Annotated in this window: 11 protein-coding genes and 2 pseudogenes; 8 read left to right on the top strand and 5 right to left on the bottom strand. The window is 60.5% G+C overall.

Going from position 1 to position 14,393, the window contains the following annotated elements; translation table 11 throughout:
- Nucleotides 1–128: 128 nt before the first annotated feature.
- The 3 genes from N1032_RS03865 (at nt 129) to N1032_RS03855 (ending at nt 1,508) form a co-directional block, all read left to right on the top strand.
- Nucleotides 129–377, top strand: coding sequence for a phosphatase domain-containing protein (locus tag N1032_RS03865; RefSeq protein WP_259537547.1), 249 nt, complete (start codon nt 129–131; stop codon nt 375–377).
- 512 nt (nt 378–889) lie between these two features.
- A complete protein-coding gene (locus N1032_RS03860; RefSeq protein WP_259537546.1) occupies nt 890–1,174 on the top strand; it encodes a hypothetical protein in 285 nt (94 codons plus the stop codon).
- On the top strand, nt 1,161–1,508 hold the full coding sequence (locus tag N1032_RS03855) for a ribbon-helix-helix protein, CopG family (protein ID WP_259537545.1): 348 nt from the start codon (nt 1,161–1,163) through the stop codon (nt 1,506–1,508). Before N1032_RS03860 ends, N1032_RS03855 begins: the two co-directional genes overlap by 14 nt.
- Nucleotides 1,509–1,653: 145 nt before the next feature.
- Here N1032_RS03855 and N1032_RS03850 read toward each other — a convergent pair whose 3' ends face one another.
- Nucleotides 1,654–1,842: a hypothetical protein gene (locus N1032_RS03850; protein WP_259537542.1), complete on the bottom strand. Its 189-nt coding sequence runs from the start codon at nt 1,840–1,842 to the stop codon at nt 1,654–1,656.
- Between the two features lie 352 nt (nt 1,843–2,194).
- On the opposite strand from N1032_RS03850, the gene N1032_RS03845 reads away from it, so the two are divergent.
- Nucleotides 2,195–2,332, top strand: coding sequence for a hypothetical protein (locus N1032_RS03845; RefSeq protein ID WP_259537541.1), 138 nt, complete (start codon nt 2,195–2,197; stop codon nt 2,330–2,332).
- A gap of 242 nt (nt 2,333–2,574) precedes the next feature.
- On the opposite strand, the gene N1032_RS03840 is transcribed toward N1032_RS03845, so the two are convergent.
- The 3 genes and pseudogenes from N1032_RS03840 to N1032_RS28380 all read right to left on the bottom strand — a co-directional run.
- Nucleotides 2,575–3,888: a S1 family peptidase gene (locus N1032_RS03840; RefSeq protein WP_259537540.1), complete on the bottom strand. Its 1,314-nt coding sequence runs from the start codon at nt 3,886–3,888 to the stop codon at nt 2,575–2,577.
- A 180-nt stretch (nt 3,889–4,068) separates the two neighbouring features.
- The gene (locus tag N1032_RS03835; RefSeq protein WP_259537539.1) at nt 4,069–4,449 is read right to left on the bottom strand and encodes a hypothetical protein; all 381 of its coding nucleotides are present in this window, start codon (nt 4,447–4,449) and stop codon (nt 4,069–4,071) included.
- Between the two features lie 64 nt (nt 4,450–4,513).
- Nucleotides 4,514–4,768 (bottom strand): annotated as a pseudogene (locus N1032_RS28380) (MFS transporter); the annotation flags it as partial.
- Between the two features lie 645 nt (nt 4,769–5,413).
- Between N1032_RS28380 and N1032_RS03825 the strand changes: the two are divergent.
- The 4 genes and pseudogenes from N1032_RS03825 to N1032_RS03810 all read left to right on the top strand — a co-directional run bounded on the left by N1032_RS03825 (nt 5,414) and on the right by N1032_RS03810 (nt 10,530).
- Entirely contained in the window at nt 5,414–6,328 is a 915-nt protein-coding gene (locus N1032_RS03825) for an AbiJ-NTD4 domain-containing protein (RefSeq protein ID WP_259537537.1), read from the top strand.
- A gap of 619 nt (nt 6,329–6,947) precedes the next feature.
- Nucleotides 6,948–7,091: pseudogene (locus tag N1032_RS03820) on the top strand (translation initiation factor IF-2 N-terminal domain-containing protein); the annotation flags it as partial.
- Between the two features lie 414 nt (nt 7,092–7,505).
- Nucleotides 7,506–8,813, top strand: coding sequence for an ATP-binding protein (locus N1032_RS03815; RefSeq protein WP_259537976.1), 1,308 nt, complete (start codon nt 7,506–7,508; stop codon nt 8,811–8,813).
- Between the two features lie 490 nt (nt 8,814–9,303).
- Nucleotides 9,304–10,530, top strand: a complete 1,227-nt coding sequence (locus tag N1032_RS03810) for a hypothetical protein (protein WP_259537536.1) — start codon at nt 9,304–9,306, stop codon at nt 10,528–10,530.
- A gap of 226 nt (nt 10,531–10,756) precedes the next feature.
- Here the strand turns inward: N1032_RS03810 and N1032_RS03805 are convergent, their stop codons facing one another.
- Nucleotides 10,757–14,320, bottom strand: coding sequence for an ATP-binding protein (locus tag N1032_RS03805; RefSeq protein WP_259537535.1), 3,564 nt, complete (start codon nt 14,318–14,320; stop codon nt 10,757–10,759).
- Nucleotides 14,321–14,393 lie beyond the last annotated feature (73 nt).

Genomic DNA, 14,393 nt, shown 5'->3' with positions numbered 1-14,393 from the left:
ACGCAACCGCTTTCTCTCCCCAGTCAAACGCGTCTCGACCAGGCCGACCAGGCCGGACAGCTGAAGAGCACAGATATCTCGCCATCACGCCGAGTCACGCCAATGCTTGACGGTCATTTGCGCTCGGCATGCGCGCCGACCACGACAACCGCCGCGACGACGACGTGAAGCGCGACCTCCTCATCCGAATGAGGCGCCTGTACGACGTCGACCCCGTCCTCGCGATCGACGACAACCCCATCGTCATCGCTCTCTGGCGCTCCCTCGACATCCCGACCGTTCGCGTACCCGGCTGGGATGAGCACATGCCCACTGCCAGGCCAATGGGCCCCAATTATCGACGATACCGAAAGGAGAATCCCGATGGCAGCAGATGAGATAGATTACGAGGCCTTGGCCGCCGGCTCACCCACCCGAAGTGGAACGAGAGCCCACCGGGAACTTCATGGCGATGAGGCGGCCGCTCATGGCCGGGCCTTCCTGCTACGGGAGTGCGGCTCCGAGGAAGCACTCCAGGCGGCGTTGCGACCAGGCACGCCCGAACTAGGCACCAGAAAGCCGGGATTTTCTCCAACAGTGCGCGCTCGCGTCTTCGAGGCCAACGGCTCGAGATTCGGGAAGACACACTGGGGAAGCGGCGAATAGCCACCGGGAAATCAGCAATCAGCCATCGGGGGATCAGCACCGAGATGCCAGGATGTCGATTCCTGACCGCCCCTTCGCCGCCATGCACTGCCCCACCGGCGTGCGGGGAGCGAACATTAGGAATAGTCACTTATTTTACTAGGCTCGTAGGCATGAAGTTTCATCAGACGACTGCGCCGCAGAACCCCTTGCGACCCGAGACTTTACGTGACCACATAATGCGGCTACAGTTAGCCATCAATCGATGACCCCGCGTTGGGAGCCGTCAAGCGAGAAACATGGGGTGCCCCGCCATGATCAGATTCACGCGATTCTCCATGCCAGCTACGTACGCATTCTCGACGGGCAGGTGCCAGAAGGACGCATCGTGATCTACATCGGACCAGCTCACGCGCAGACCGATCGCGAACTGGAGATCCTCGTGCACGAGCATCCTGATTCCGGCAAAGAGGCATCGATTTTTCACGCCATGCCCCTGGGCCCTAAGTACCGACGGTTCCGATTGGAGAATCCCGATGGCTGGAGATGAGATCGACTACGAAGCCCTGGCTGCCCGGCTCACCGACACCGACGTGCACACGGGAGCCCACAAAGAGCTGTACGGCGAAGACGCGGCTGCTCATGGCCGGGCCTTTCTGCTGCGGGAGTACGGTTCCGAGGATGCGCTCAAGGCCGCTATGCGACCGGGCAGGCCCAAACTCGGCACCAGAAAGCCGGGACCGTCTCCAACGGTGCGCGCTCGCGTCTCCGAGGAGGACTTCGCCGCCTTCACGCGGCTGCGTGAAGAGACGGGCCGTTCTGAGGCCGAACTGCTGCGTGAGGCGGTGCACCTTCTGCTTGCCCAGCACAAATTGGCGAGCTGAGGTAGTCACCGACTCTGCGACCAAGCTCCCAGCGGGTGGGCGGGCCGGCGGCGTGAGCGTCACCCCAGCCCGAGCTCACCCTCCAGCAGCACGGTCAGGCACACGATGAACCCAATGCTGCCGCCACCAACCGTGGCGTGATAGATCAACGGAGCCGTCCCTCGAACAGCGAGTTCGCGACGGCGTAGCCGAAACCGACGCCGAGCGCTCGGATGTGCGCGGGGAACACCTCCGCCGTGGCGGTGCCGTTCACCGACAGGTAGCACGCCAGAACCGCGAACGCGAGAACGAGGTGCCCAGCACCGCCGGGGGGCGACGTTACCTGAGCGGCCACGGTCACCAGCACACCGGCGCCCACGGAGCCCAGCGCCCGAAGGCGACGAGCAGGGGCTTCCGGCCGATCCGGTCGCTCAGTGCTCCGCCGAGCGGCTGCATCAGCATCAGCGCGACGAGGGCGGCGAGCACGAGTCCGGTCGCGGCAAGCTCGCCCGACGTGCCGTCTGGTCCGAAGAACGTCTCGCGAACAAGGGAATGGTCACCGTCGCGATGGAGAATGCGGCACTTCGGCCTAGTTACCGTGTACGAGCGTGCGCTCCCCCAGCGGATTGTGAAGTGACACAGCTCGATCCTCGGTCGTCAAAGAATCCGCGCACGCCTCAGCGAGGCCGGTCAGAAGGATCGGCCTAATGGTGACGCTCGACTCCGACTCGACAACGTCCACCCGATCGAGCCGCTCGCAGCCGCCGCCCACCGCCACGCCGATCGTGAGCGTCATCGCATCAGGACTCGAGGACAACAGCAGCCAGCTCGCCACCCGAGTGTAATCGTCTGCGTTCAGGGAGGGCTCTGGGGCGGCAGCAGTTTCGGAGGTCGACCAGCCGATGGTTCCGCCGGAGGAATCGCCCTGCGACGCGCACCCTGCCAAGAGGCCGACCACCGCCAACGCAACGAATCCGGCAGCCGCCCTCACCTTCTTTCGAAGCCACATGGTCACAGAATCCACCTCTCCCTATCCACCGATTTCGCCCGACGCGGACGAGCCTTCTGGACTGCCGGCCGTATCGCTTCAGTTGACGGCGAGTCCCCATGTGCCCATGACCGGGCCGATAGACACGAACCATCCGTGCCCAGAACATGTCCGATGGGTCTGCGGCGACCAATTGGTGCACCTGACCTCGTAGTGAGGATCATGCAGGTTGTGCAGCCCCATTGCACGAACCCCACCGGAACCGTACGCGTAGACCGGTCCTCCGCTGTCACCTTGGCCGATGCTCTGATCGAGAGACCCGTAATAGTAATTCTCGGCACAGACAGTCCGGCCGAGCCCCGTGATCGAGTTCGATAAGCAGCTGTTCACCGAGATGATGGTCAGGCAGCGCTCTCCCTCGAATGCGCCGCTGGAGCATACCAGGGCTCCGACAACCGGCGCACCAGCCCCGCCGAACGCAGCCTTCGTCGTGGTCGACGTCCCACCCGTGAATGTGAGGTTGGACGATGGCGCGCTGACAAGTTCCGCGTCGAAGGCGTTATTCCTGAGGTCTCGGGCAACTACGGTTCCCAGATACCCTCCCGCCCCGAGCGGGATCGAGGCCGACTTGTTGAATACGGAGCTGCCAACGGTGAAGCAGTGTGCCGCGGTCACCAAGAACTGCTGGCCCGCTGCATTGTGAGTAGGTATACCGCTCGTACAGTCCTCAGATCCATTGCTGATGAAATCTCCGGCGTTCCACGAAGGCGCGTCTACATGTCGGCTCGCCGCGTCGGGAGTCGCGCGAGTCGTCTCTGGCACAGACACAGCAGTCAGAGCTGGCCCGAACATCTCTTCAACCTGAGCGAGTTGTGCATCGGTGCCCCCCAGCACCGTCACGCGCTCTTTGCCAGTCACCGGATCCGGGCCGAACTCGCCTACGACGATGCCGATCTGATTCAGCGCGTCTACCGCTTCGAGAATCTTCTGATGAGCGGACAGCTGTGAAGCCTGCGTTGACTCTCTCACCTCGAACTCAAGCTCAGCCGCGGGTATAGCACCTTGGATTTCCGCCTCGATTTGTGGATCCCGCTCGGTCAACCAGACAACGACCTGGGTTGCTCCATTAGTCAGAGACACACCGGAATAGAGATCGACATACCTCTGCGAAGCAAACTCCTCCACCGCGTTGGCAGCGCGTTGCGCATCACCAGACGCGACGAGCTGGCTCAGGGAGAATTCACCGACCCTCTCCTCGAGTGCATCAGGTCGGGAGTTGTCCGCGTTGGCAGACTGGGCAAGTGGCCCCGTACCGCCCAGTACCGCGGCCGCCACCATCGAGCAAAGCAGTACCACCGCGCTTCGTCTCATCTCCAAGGCTCCTCCGCTCCATATCCTGTAGCGGCCGAACATAGCATTAATCTGATGATTCTTCATATTAATAATAGCGGGCCCGATTAGGCGCCCTCGCACCGACGCCGTCCGACTCACGGGTCGGCCCGCTCTCGTGGATCCACGAGGAACACCGCGCATGGAGCGGCTGCGACGGTGACGTATTGTCACGGCTCAGTGACGACCCCGAAAGCGGATCACTTACACGATCGGGCGCCACGTGTTGCGAAACAACGCCTTCATCGTCGAAGACTGGCCTGACCTCGCCGGCTTCGGCGAGGAGGAGACGGCGGCGGATGACGCGCCGGCAGATGAGGCGGTGCCGGCCCCGGATGCGCCGCGCTTGAATCCGCGCGCCCACCACTGCGACGCAAGCCCGGCCACCCCGCCGGCCACGAATGCGACCCGCCACCCCCACTCCGAAATGCCCACACGATCGCTGATCAGCAGCAGCGCCAGAAGGCAGGCCTGAGCGAGCACGAGACCGCCGACGATCGTGGTGGCCTGGAACGAGGCGAAGAATCCGCGGTGGCCCCGCGTACCCGACTCCGACAACAACACCGTGGCGGCCGCGTACTTCACCCCCGGTGGCGATGCCCTGCAGCAGACTCACGACCACGAGGATCACGGCCGCCCACGCCCCGACCGCACGCTCGGTCGGGGCAAGCGCGAGAACGACGGATCCGGCCGACATCATCGTGACCGCCGCCACGAGCGCCCGTTGCCTCCCTCGCGTGTCGGCGAGTCGGCCGAAGAGCCAGGAGCCGAGCGGGCGAACCACGAACGTCAAGGCGAAGAGCCCGTAGACGTAGATCAGCGAATCGGTCGAGTCGGGATCGAAGAACTCGGTACGGAAATACGGAGCGAAGGTGGCGTAGAGGTAGAGGTTGAACCACTGCACGAGATTGGGCACCGACCCCGCCAGGATGACCCCCACCTGAGCGCGCCGATCCGGACGCGCCCCGGCTGCGGCCGACAGGGTGGGAATCACTCGACGACCCTGCCGAATATGCTCCCCGGGCTGCCTTTCTCCGCACAGCAACCTCCCGTCGGCGATCGGTCGCACCAAGCCTGGGGCGTTGGCCACCACGATCGATACAGCCGCGAAGCCGCTCGTGGTCCTCCGCGCTAAACGGAGGCCTTACTGTGGGCACCGTCGCGGGTGAGCTCGCGAGGCAGCAAGCGTAGGCATTCGAAGGCATCCCGGATGCTCCGCGACCGCGACGATTGCGGCCCAGGGTCGACATCACTCTCGGAGACCGCCGCCATGACAACGACGGCATCAAAAATAGATCCACATCGAGTCCAGGCACAGCGGGCTTCGCGGCATTGCAATACCTGCGAGACCACCTCGGAGATCGATCCGTCGCGAGAATCGCGCCCTGCCTCGGAGAACGACCGGTTCCGTTCCCCGGAACGACGAGAATGTCAAGTATTGAGACGTGGGCTAGTGCGCCTGGGCTCCGAGCACGATGATCCTGCTACATTCGCACCACATCCCCGCCAAGGTAGCTTCGGTTACCTCATCCCCAAGAAGAGGTTACGCGTGGCACGTTTCTCCGACCGCGCCGGGTTCACTGAGGACCCGGGCCCGGCGCAGGTCGACGACCTCGACCCACGAACGCGGGATGCCCTCTGGAATGTGGTTGAGGCAGAAGTTGCGATATCAGTCAGTCCAGCTGGCTCCCCGCAGCTTAAGGCACTCCTGGAGTCACCTAGCGTTCTGGTAGCAACGGGGATCATGTCGGCTCTGCGACCGCCGCTTCCGACTCTTCTGCCTTTCGTTCGGCGCCTCTGGGTCGACTTGTGGGATGTTCGGGCCTCCACGGTCAGCGATGAGACTCCTGGCCAACTGTTGGCCGCTGTCGAGTTGGTTTTCGTCGATGGACAACTATCGGAGGTCTTCGACGTGATCGAGGTACTTGTTGAGTGCGTAAGGGAACGTGACCCTTCCGCGGCCGCACTACTCATCACACGAGTGAACTTGGTCGCCGAACGGCGAAACATTGCCTACCGCCTCGTGGGCGGCATCTTCCTTGCAGTCACGGACGACCTAGAGCGTGACGCCGTTGAGATAGCCCAAGTTAACGCAGCGGATTATGAGGGCCCACGAGAACAACTCAAGAGAGCCCACCGGTTGCTACGTCACGAAGAATGGGCGTCATCGATCCAAGCCTCCATCAATGCAGCAGAGGGAGCCGCGCGGATTGTGCTCGACGATGACGGACCGACTCTTGGGGCAGCTCTCAGCGAGCTGCAGAAGTCGGGCACGATTCCGCCGGCGTTTCGGAACGCGTGGCGCGCCTTCTACGGTTACACCAGCGACGACAACCGCCACGGCGGCCGCTACGACTCGACCGCTGACCGCAAGACGGCGACATTCTTCCTGATCAGTAGCTCCGCATTCATCAGTTACATGCTCAGCATCGACTCCCACCGAGAGCCCATCCATACGCGATGAAGCGGAGGGCCGCGTTGCGTTGTGGTTCTAGCTGGCCAGGAAGTAAGTCAGGCCAAGAGCGATAAGTCCGCCGACCAGCGGAAGCACCGATAATCGGAAGACCGTGAGTTCGGTGGCAAGCGTGTTTTCTCCGGTTGCGATCGAGTGCGCGAACCTTGTGGCAGTGACTTTCAAGATGGGTGGATACTGCTGCGACAGAAGCACTGTCTCTACTCCACCGAGGTCTTTACGAGCGACGACGACGCTTGCTGCGCCAAGGACTGAGAGCAGGATCGCGACAGCACTGGCTAGCCAGCCAGGAGGTTTGCTGTAGCGGAGGGAAGCACAAGCCCGGTGAGACCATGCACCCCGAGTGCGGTGGAAAAAAGAACTTGGGCGCGCGAGCGGACGTTCTCGAGATCCTGACGTTGCCGGCTGAGTTGGAAACGCGCCTGATCGATGAGTAGCTGGTAGTCATTGTCATTCCAGCCGGTGAGATCGCCACGCTGGTGCGTGGGGACGATACCGGCTCAATCCGCCGCTCCGTGACAGCTCACAGCTACGCTCGGCTTGGGGACCTTCTGTCTGCGGAGTTGGCCGAACTCATCCCTTTCGATTCGGAGAAATATTGGGGGCGACAATGGCGGCAAAGCCACGTGTGCACGAGGTAGCGGCCGAACTCGGGCTGGACGTAAAGGTCGTGCTGGCAAGGCTCAAGGAAATGGGTCAGTTCGTGAAGGGTCCGTCTTCCTCGATCGAACCTCCTGTCGCAAGGAGAGTCAGAGAATCCTTCCGTCCCGAGACCCAGGAACATACGCGCCAGGACTCTCCCATACGTCGGCGACCAACGACTGACACCCTGTCGCCATCCGGCACGACTTCAGCCCGGCCTCGGAACGATGATCTCCATGCCGCCGCAGATGTTCTAGCTGTAGATCCAGTGGCTCCCTCAAGTCGTCAATTCGGTTGGTATTCAGATCCGGTCACCGCACCCCGTCAGCCTGATTTACTCCGAGCCATCGGAAGGGCTGAAGCGCGCTTTTCAGCACTAGCAGGGCAGAAGCGGGCTCTTGCTCGGCTGGGCTCTCAGATTGTCCATATCGCCCCAGCAAAGGTTGGTGTGTTAGACGGTTCAACGGTCGCCTTGGTCCGCTTTAGCGGAGCCATCGAGTCAGCATTTGGGTTTACGCGCGAAGTAATGGTGCTCTACACGCCGTACCCAGATCTTCAGCTCCGCACATACGAAGGCGCGTTCGAGGAGCTGAGGGCGCTCAAGGGAAATGTCACCCCCGACGTCATCTTCGTTTGGTCGAAGGACCGCCGCGCACCTCTCAAGCTCGACGATTGGTCTTCCCCGGGTCGTCTCGCTATTCCGTTCGTGTTTGACGAAGAGAACGAGCTGGGCCTTGTGGCCCTCCTCCGAGAGCATCTACACGTACGTGACCTCTTCAATGAGACGACGCCGGTGTCGGGGACTACTTTCTTCGGCCGGAAGACCTTGCTGCAATCTCTGCGCGACGATGTTCTGAATCAGAGCGTTTCAGGGATTTTTGGACTTCGGAAGGCGGGCAAGACAAGTATTCTTTACGAGCTGCGCGAGAAGCTTGAAGCCGACAACGTTGTGTCCGTCCTAATTGACCTGGAGGCTTACCCGTCTCCGCCCGATGATCCCGTGGACGACATCTGCGAGGATTTACGGCGGCGCCTAATGGAGGAGCTACGCCGGCGAGGGCTGGGCGTAAGCAAACTTGCAGCTCTTCCCGAGTACCCAACCATTCTTCAGCTTCGAAATGCGTTACAAGCGCTCGTCCGAAAGCTAGAACAGGATGGCTACCGTCTTCTCCTGATGCTGGATGAGATCGAGTACTTGACACCGGCTGAAGTTGACATCGCAGAGGGGCCGATGCCCCGCATTTCGCAGTTCCTGGCTGCCCTAAGAAGTCTTGTCCAGGAGAGTCCGAACTTCACTTTTCTGCTTTCTGGGCTGACGAGCGCCATCCTGGAGAGCGGTCGGCTGTACGGCCGCCCGAATCCTCTGTTTTCGTGGGCAAAGCTGCGTTATGTAGGTCCGCTTGAAAAGCCAGAAGCCGACAGGCTGGCAACGTACCTCGGAGCACGTATGGGCATCGCTATCGACCCCGGGGCGCTTATCACCCTTTACCAGGCGTCCGGTGGGCACGCGTATCTGTATCGAAATCTTGCCTCGACGGTCGTAGCGAGCTTGCCGATGGAAGACATGCAGCGGCGAATTACTCGCTCTGCCGTGCTCCGCCAGTACGACGGGTGGGCAACGGCCGTCCGCGGGCATGTCAACGAGATGATCGATCACGTTGGGCGCTACTACCCGACTGAGGGTTTGGTCTTGGAGCTTATGCGCGAGAACCCCAAGGAGCTACAAGATCTCGCGCGAGATGAACCGCAAGCAGCCCGCAGACTCCGCAACCTCGGGGTGCTCCACACCGTTGACGGCAAGGATGAGTTGAGCGTTCTGCTGGATCTCGCATGAGCGTCGACGCCATTTCTGCTTGGACGGAGGAACTCCTCCAACAGTGCGCTCGGTGGAATATCATTTTTGTCCAGCTTGGGGAAGCGTTTCCGTCAGCTCGTGACGCGATCGTTCCATGCGTGGATAGCGTTATCAGCGTCGAGGAGTATGCCTCTGGTGGCGGGTCAGAATGCACCATCCGGCTTGTCCTGGACGTGGAGCGTCTCCTCGATCCCAGTGCGCCCAGCTTGGGTCGCCTTCGCGAGCGCATCGCGACAATGGGACACGCGTGGTTCTCGTCTCGCGCCAGCCCAGAATCGCCTTCCCCAATCCCCCAGGCAGCGAAGTACTGCGGGACGCGAAGTTAGTTCCTCCGCCATCGCATTCATCCAATGAGGGTGCGCTCACTGACTTCGGATTGGAAGCAACGGAGGAGGGGACCCCGTCGGAAGTCGTCCTGGCTCAAGCGCTTCGTGAATTGGGGGAGGCAGCCTGCGCCGGTCTCGACTCTATGCTCTATGAGGACGGCCGTGAGGCGTTCGAGCTGACCGCCATAGATGAACTTCTCCAAGATGCGCTGATCAGTTCTGGCTTGGCCTACGCCGTTGGCGACGAATTGCGGTGGGCCATCGCCGACGCAAGACCGCGCCTACGTGCCGCGCTCGGCGACGTCATAGCCGGAATGCGCAGACCTCAGCCCGATTTCCCTCAGATTTCGGAGAGCTGCTGGACGATTGAGCGGCTGGTGAAGCAAGCTCTTCGCGCACGCGCAAAGGCTCTCTGGGGGGCAGCATGGGGATCAGAGCTTCTGGGATCAACGCAGAGCATGACAGCGCTTACTCGTGCGCGAAACGCGTCTTATGCCGCAGCGATCAGTCTTGTAGACCTACGCGATCCTCTCGAGTGGCTTTCCCTGGCGGAAGTTCTTGAGCTCCGCACTGCTTCGGGAGTCGGCACCCTGGGGATATCGGAGGCGATGTGGGCGAAGCTCCGTATCGAGTTGTTGCCGGTGAAGGACCGCATTGAGCGGAGCCAACTCATGCGAAAGCAGGACGTCGACCTGACCCGTCGCTGGGTCAGCCTGTTGTCGACGCGCTTATCAACCTCGGGATCGCGAAGCATGGAGGAATCAATTGCTTCATCTGTACTTCCACAACGCGAGGTGGTGGGAAGGATACGCGACGAGCTCTCCGACAATCCGCGCTTTCACGGAGATGTGGCGAAGGACCTGATGTCGCTGGTAGTGGCGACCGTTCGATTTCTTGCTCACGTCCTCGAGGAAAGGCCTTACTACGCAGCGGCATTCTCGACGCGCAACGATGCCCCGCTTGAGCGCGACCTCCAAGATGCATTCAAGGCCTACCTCGACATGAGCGACTTGGCCGGGAGATCAGCGGTAGAAGTCTCGAGCATCGGGGGTGGTCGAGCAGACGTCGTCCTCTATTTCGGTGATGGAACGAGATATGTCACCGAGGTCAAGCGGAAGTTCAAACACACCACGCGTCCTGAACTCGAAGCTGCTTACCTACCCCAAACAGTCGCCTACCAGCTGGCGAACGTGCCGTTCAGTCAACTGTTGGTGCTGGATCTTAGTGACGGAAGAGATGTACAACTGGAGCACCTAGATGAATCGATATGGGTAACTCATAGTCGAGATTCCTTAGGCGCCGTCGTCGCTAGTTCAGTTGTGGCAGTCGTGCGGGCAAATAGGCCGAGCCCAAGCAGGCGCCAGTCGTGAGATTACGTGCTGACAGGACGTGCTGACTCAACTAATCGCAAGTGTTTCGTCGGCTATCGCTCACGGTGGAGTCATGGAACGGGCGGCGTCCGTGGTCCACGAAGCGCAACCTCGTCGATAGGAAGTGAGGGGCTGGCACCGCGACGTCCGTTGATCTCCTCGAGAACGAGTGTGGCGGTCTTCGCAATCGTCTACCTCGGGGCTGGAAGTCCAAGCAGCTTCGGAGCTAGAGTCTCGGTCCATGAACCTCGACAAAATCGTTGACTTGGGTCGCATAAATTGCTCGTAAATTCGCGGGAAACGATTCACCAAAATGGTCATATTGGACGGTCCGCTCCCCTCGAATAACGCATACAAGCGCGAGTCGCCGCGAAGTCAGGTACGCGTCCACCAAGGCCTTGCGGACATACAGGTACGTAGAACCGAAGGCCGGGCCCGGGTGGCGACGAAACAGCGTCACTACTTGGCTGGATTGATCGAGGAGGTCCGCTGAGCCGTCCGCGCCACGAAGCTTGTGGAATGACGTGAATGACGGAGATGGGAACGTCACACTCCCCAGCTGGTTCAAGGAGCTGTGGTAGCTCTCCCAGCCCCAAGTACGGGTGGTCGCCTCAACCTTGATACCGGCCCTCCACCGCCCATTGGCAAACGAGGCGAAAGCTCGATCCGCTAGATGCCTCGGCGCTCCATCCGCTCGGCGAACATCGCTGCCGAATCGGGTAGACCAGGGAACCTCGCCCAGGAACGTGTAATGGTCCGTGCCAGACTCCGGGATATCGCCGTACTGCGGAGGGTGTGCCTGTAGCTCGGCCATCACTGCAGGAACCGAGGCCCTCGGGACGAAGGCTGTAGTTAGGCCTGCGCGAATCTCGCGCGCATGTCCGACATCTTCATTAATCACTGCGTCGAGCAGCAGCCAAGGCCCCTGGTGCCCGTCGACCTCGCTCAGCGCCAGGATCGATTTGTAGTCCGGGACCTCGCCATCCGTGAGCCAGTTTTCCTGATTGACGAACGTTGGGGCAAACGTCTCGAACAGAGGCGGTCGCCAAACTGGTGGCTCTCTAGGAAAGGTGGGGTCAATATCAACGTCCGTTGAACGAGGCTCCTGTAGCGGAAAACCTTCCACTAGCCCTTGCCTACTTCGAATTCCGTACATTTCGAAGTATGCGATCCAGGCATACTTCTTGCCATAGCGGTCAACACGCTCGCCAGTCGAGCGCGTCGCCCCATAACGAGCGATCACGCGGTCAATGTCCTCAAATTCTCGTACTCGGTATCCCAGCATTCCGACGCGATCTGCGATCTGTCTTCGGATTCCTACGTACTCCGTGTTGTCCATGTCATAGTTTCTCCGGCCATTCACGAGTCGCCCCATCGTGTAGTTGCCGAAATCCATATGGATAGCGTGTTCTCCGTCTGTCGTGTCTGCCTCTGAGATGGCAGTCAGATCTCGAAATGGCGACTCTTCAGGTGCGGGCACTCGCGCCAGCATTGATTTCTCGGCCCTTGATAGTGCCCGCGGCCGGAGCAGCAATAGCACCCTTATCAAGTCCTCCGCGTAAGACCTGGTAAGAGCATGCCAGGTGGAGTTCTTCGAATTGACAGCGAGCACGTTCGCGAAGAGGTGGTCGGCAAGGCGAGTCAGTGCTTGGTCAAACTCCGGATGTCGATCGCGGTGACCCCAATGGCGAAGTGCCACACCGTACGAGGCTGCCATAACCCGTTCCCCTAGGTATGGGTCATTGAATTGGAGCGCGTGCGTCACGAGTTCGAACAAGGAGCGCGGAGCAGTCTCCCCAACCGTGACCATAGCTCGCGTGGCCCTGTCCCGGACTGCCCGGTCAGTCGTCACAGTCAGCATGGCCAACAGTCTGAGCAAATTCTCCGCGGCATCCGCATCAGAACTTGGCACCTTTGAAGCTGCCCGCTCGCTCCACGCCAACAAACGATGCACATTCGCTGCGCCCTCAGATTGGCGTATGAACTCTGACCACTTCAAATCGCGGTTTGGCATGTTCATCTCGCTTAGTTTGTTCCACAGCCAAGTCCCGTTCCACGGGTGCCGATGACGAGCCGCCAGACCGAGAAGGACCTCAAATATCTGGCTGGAGAGGTGCGGATCGCCCCTGAGTAGAGATGCCACCACCCGTTCAGTGTGATCAGTAAAGGCGCCCGCATCCCTCCAATAGAGTCCCTCTACAAATGCATCGGAGATGGGAGCCCGACGAAGTCGATCCTTCGGTAGATATGCGATCAGTTCTCTTGACTCGCCAGCCGGAAGCCTCTTCACACGCTCGGGGAACTCGACCATGAGCGCTGAAGCGATACCAGGCTCCGCAAAGGTAGAGCCCATTCGATCGACCTGAAACACCGCGCCCAGTCGACGACTCTTGTAGAAGGAGCGCCGCACTCGCCCAACTGTGCCCACGTCCAACTCGGACAACAAGAGATGCCGCGCAACAAGGTGGTCAGAAAACCGCTGATACGGAAGGCTGAAGACCTCGTGGTAACTTCCTTCGCTGTATCGCAGTTGTTCGACCAGGAGACCCGATGAGACCATGTCGCGAACGAGTTCTTTTGCCGCCTGAACGCTAATCCCCAGCTGCGATACAGCCTCCGTCTCCACGTCTGCGGGGGTCAGCCATTCCTGGCGCAGATTGGCTAAGCGACCTGCTAGGCCCGCGAAGCCACTGCTCGGGTGACCTTTGAGAAGGTACCAACATGCCATCCTGGGCAACTCGTGACGTGTCTCTATGTCCGAGCCGACGGCGCCTACGAAGTTTTCCAGGACGTAAGTCATGCCCTTCTGCCCCGACGAGATCCCGTCCAGGTGCCGCTGCTGAGTACGTCGGGACAGACGCACCAGCCCTTCGCAAAGCAGCTTGAGAAAAAGCGGACGCGCGAATTCCACGGCTAGTAGAGGTACGTGCAGCGCGGGCAGCCGATAGTGGTCGAAGAACTCGAGTTGAGCGTCGAATTCTTGATCCCCGAATCCAGGGTGATACAAGACGCACAGCCGGCTGAAATCGCGAGCACGAAACATCTGCTGTTCGAATGGCGCTCTGCAGGTGAGTAGTAACGCGACGTTCTCGTGCCGCGCGACTGTTCTCAATAACGTCGGCAAACGCGTATTCCAAGCCGATCGGTCGGCCTCGTTGACCGCGTCGATCACGATTAGTGCTCGTCGACCGGCCTGAACTGCCGCATCTCCCAGCTCACGAAGCAGAGATTCTGAGTTCGAGAAACCAATCTCGTTCGCCAACTCGGTAAGTGGGTCCCCGCCGTCAAGCGTGGGCGCTAAGACCGCGACTGCGGGAATGTGCTCAGCAAGCGCAGCAAGGACGATATCGCAGGCAAAATGAGTCTTCCCGGTGCCCCATTCTCCGAGCAGAAGCGTAGGCATTCTGTTCAGTGCGGTTCGACCTTCGTGGTGCTCAAGAATTTCGACGATGGGATAAAGGAAATCCTCAAGCTCGGACATCGTCCGCAAGTGGGAATCGATTGTTTCTCTTTGAGCTGGCTCACGGTCCGTTGCCGCTTCAGCCGCCGCGAGGGACGCCAGATCGGCACGCAACTTTGATTCTCTAGTCGCGATCGCTTCCCGGACCAGCCTTAAGTGCCGCTGTAAACGCTTGAAACCCGCTCTGACGCCACCGGCAGATGACGCATCTGCAATCGACTCGAGATCAGAGGCAAGAGAGGAAAATGTAATAGTTCGTCGCCTAAAGGTGGCCTTGGCAGCAACACTAACGGCCGCGCGACTCGAACGAATTTCGTCGGCAGCCGACATGAGCCGGGCGCGAAAAGAGTTGGAAAGACAAAGGGCCCCTACAGCTCGGTCCAACGATTCGATAGCTAGGTTT

Source organism: Herbiconiux daphne, from assembly GCF_024979295.1.
Classification (GTDB): domain Bacteria; phylum Actinomycetota; class Actinomycetes; order Actinomycetales; family Microbacteriaceae; genus Herbiconiux; species Herbiconiux daphnes.
Note: the sequence above shows the minus strand (reverse complement) of the source record. Positions and strands in the feature narration are given on the sequence as shown.

Excerpts from the sequence above, each read along its gene's own strand:
- N1032_RS03805 (WP_259537535.1), bottom strand. The coding sequence starts at position 14,320 with ATGTCGGCTGCCGACGAAATTCGTTCGAGTCGCGCGGCCGTTAGTGTT.
- N1032_RS03865 (WP_259537547.1), top strand. The coding sequence starts at position 129 with ATGCGCGCCGACCACGACAACCGCCGCGACGACGACGTGAAGCGCGAC.
- N1032_RS03815 (WP_259537976.1), top strand. The coding sequence starts at position 7,506 with ATGGTGCTCTACACGCCGTACCCAGATCTTCAGCTCCGCACATACGAA.
- N1032_RS03855 (WP_259537545.1), top strand. The coding sequence starts at position 1,161 with ATGGCTGGAGATGAGATCGACTACGAAGCCCTGGCTGCCCGGCTCACC.
- N1032_RS03810 (WP_259537536.1), top strand. The coding sequence starts at position 9,304 with ATGCTCTATGAGGACGGCCGTGAGGCGTTCGAGCTGACCGCCATAGAT.
- N1032_RS03840 (WP_259537540.1), bottom strand. The coding sequence starts at position 3,888 with ATGTTCGGCCGCTACAGGATATGGAGCGGAGGAGCCTTGGAGATGAGA.
- N1032_RS03860 (WP_259537546.1), top strand. The coding sequence starts at position 890 with ATGACCCCGCGTTGGGAGCCGTCAAGCGAGAAACATGGGGTGCCCCGC.
- N1032_RS03845 (WP_259537541.1), top strand. The coding sequence starts at position 2,195 with ATGGTGACGCTCGACTCCGACTCGACAACGTCCACCCGATCGAGCCGC.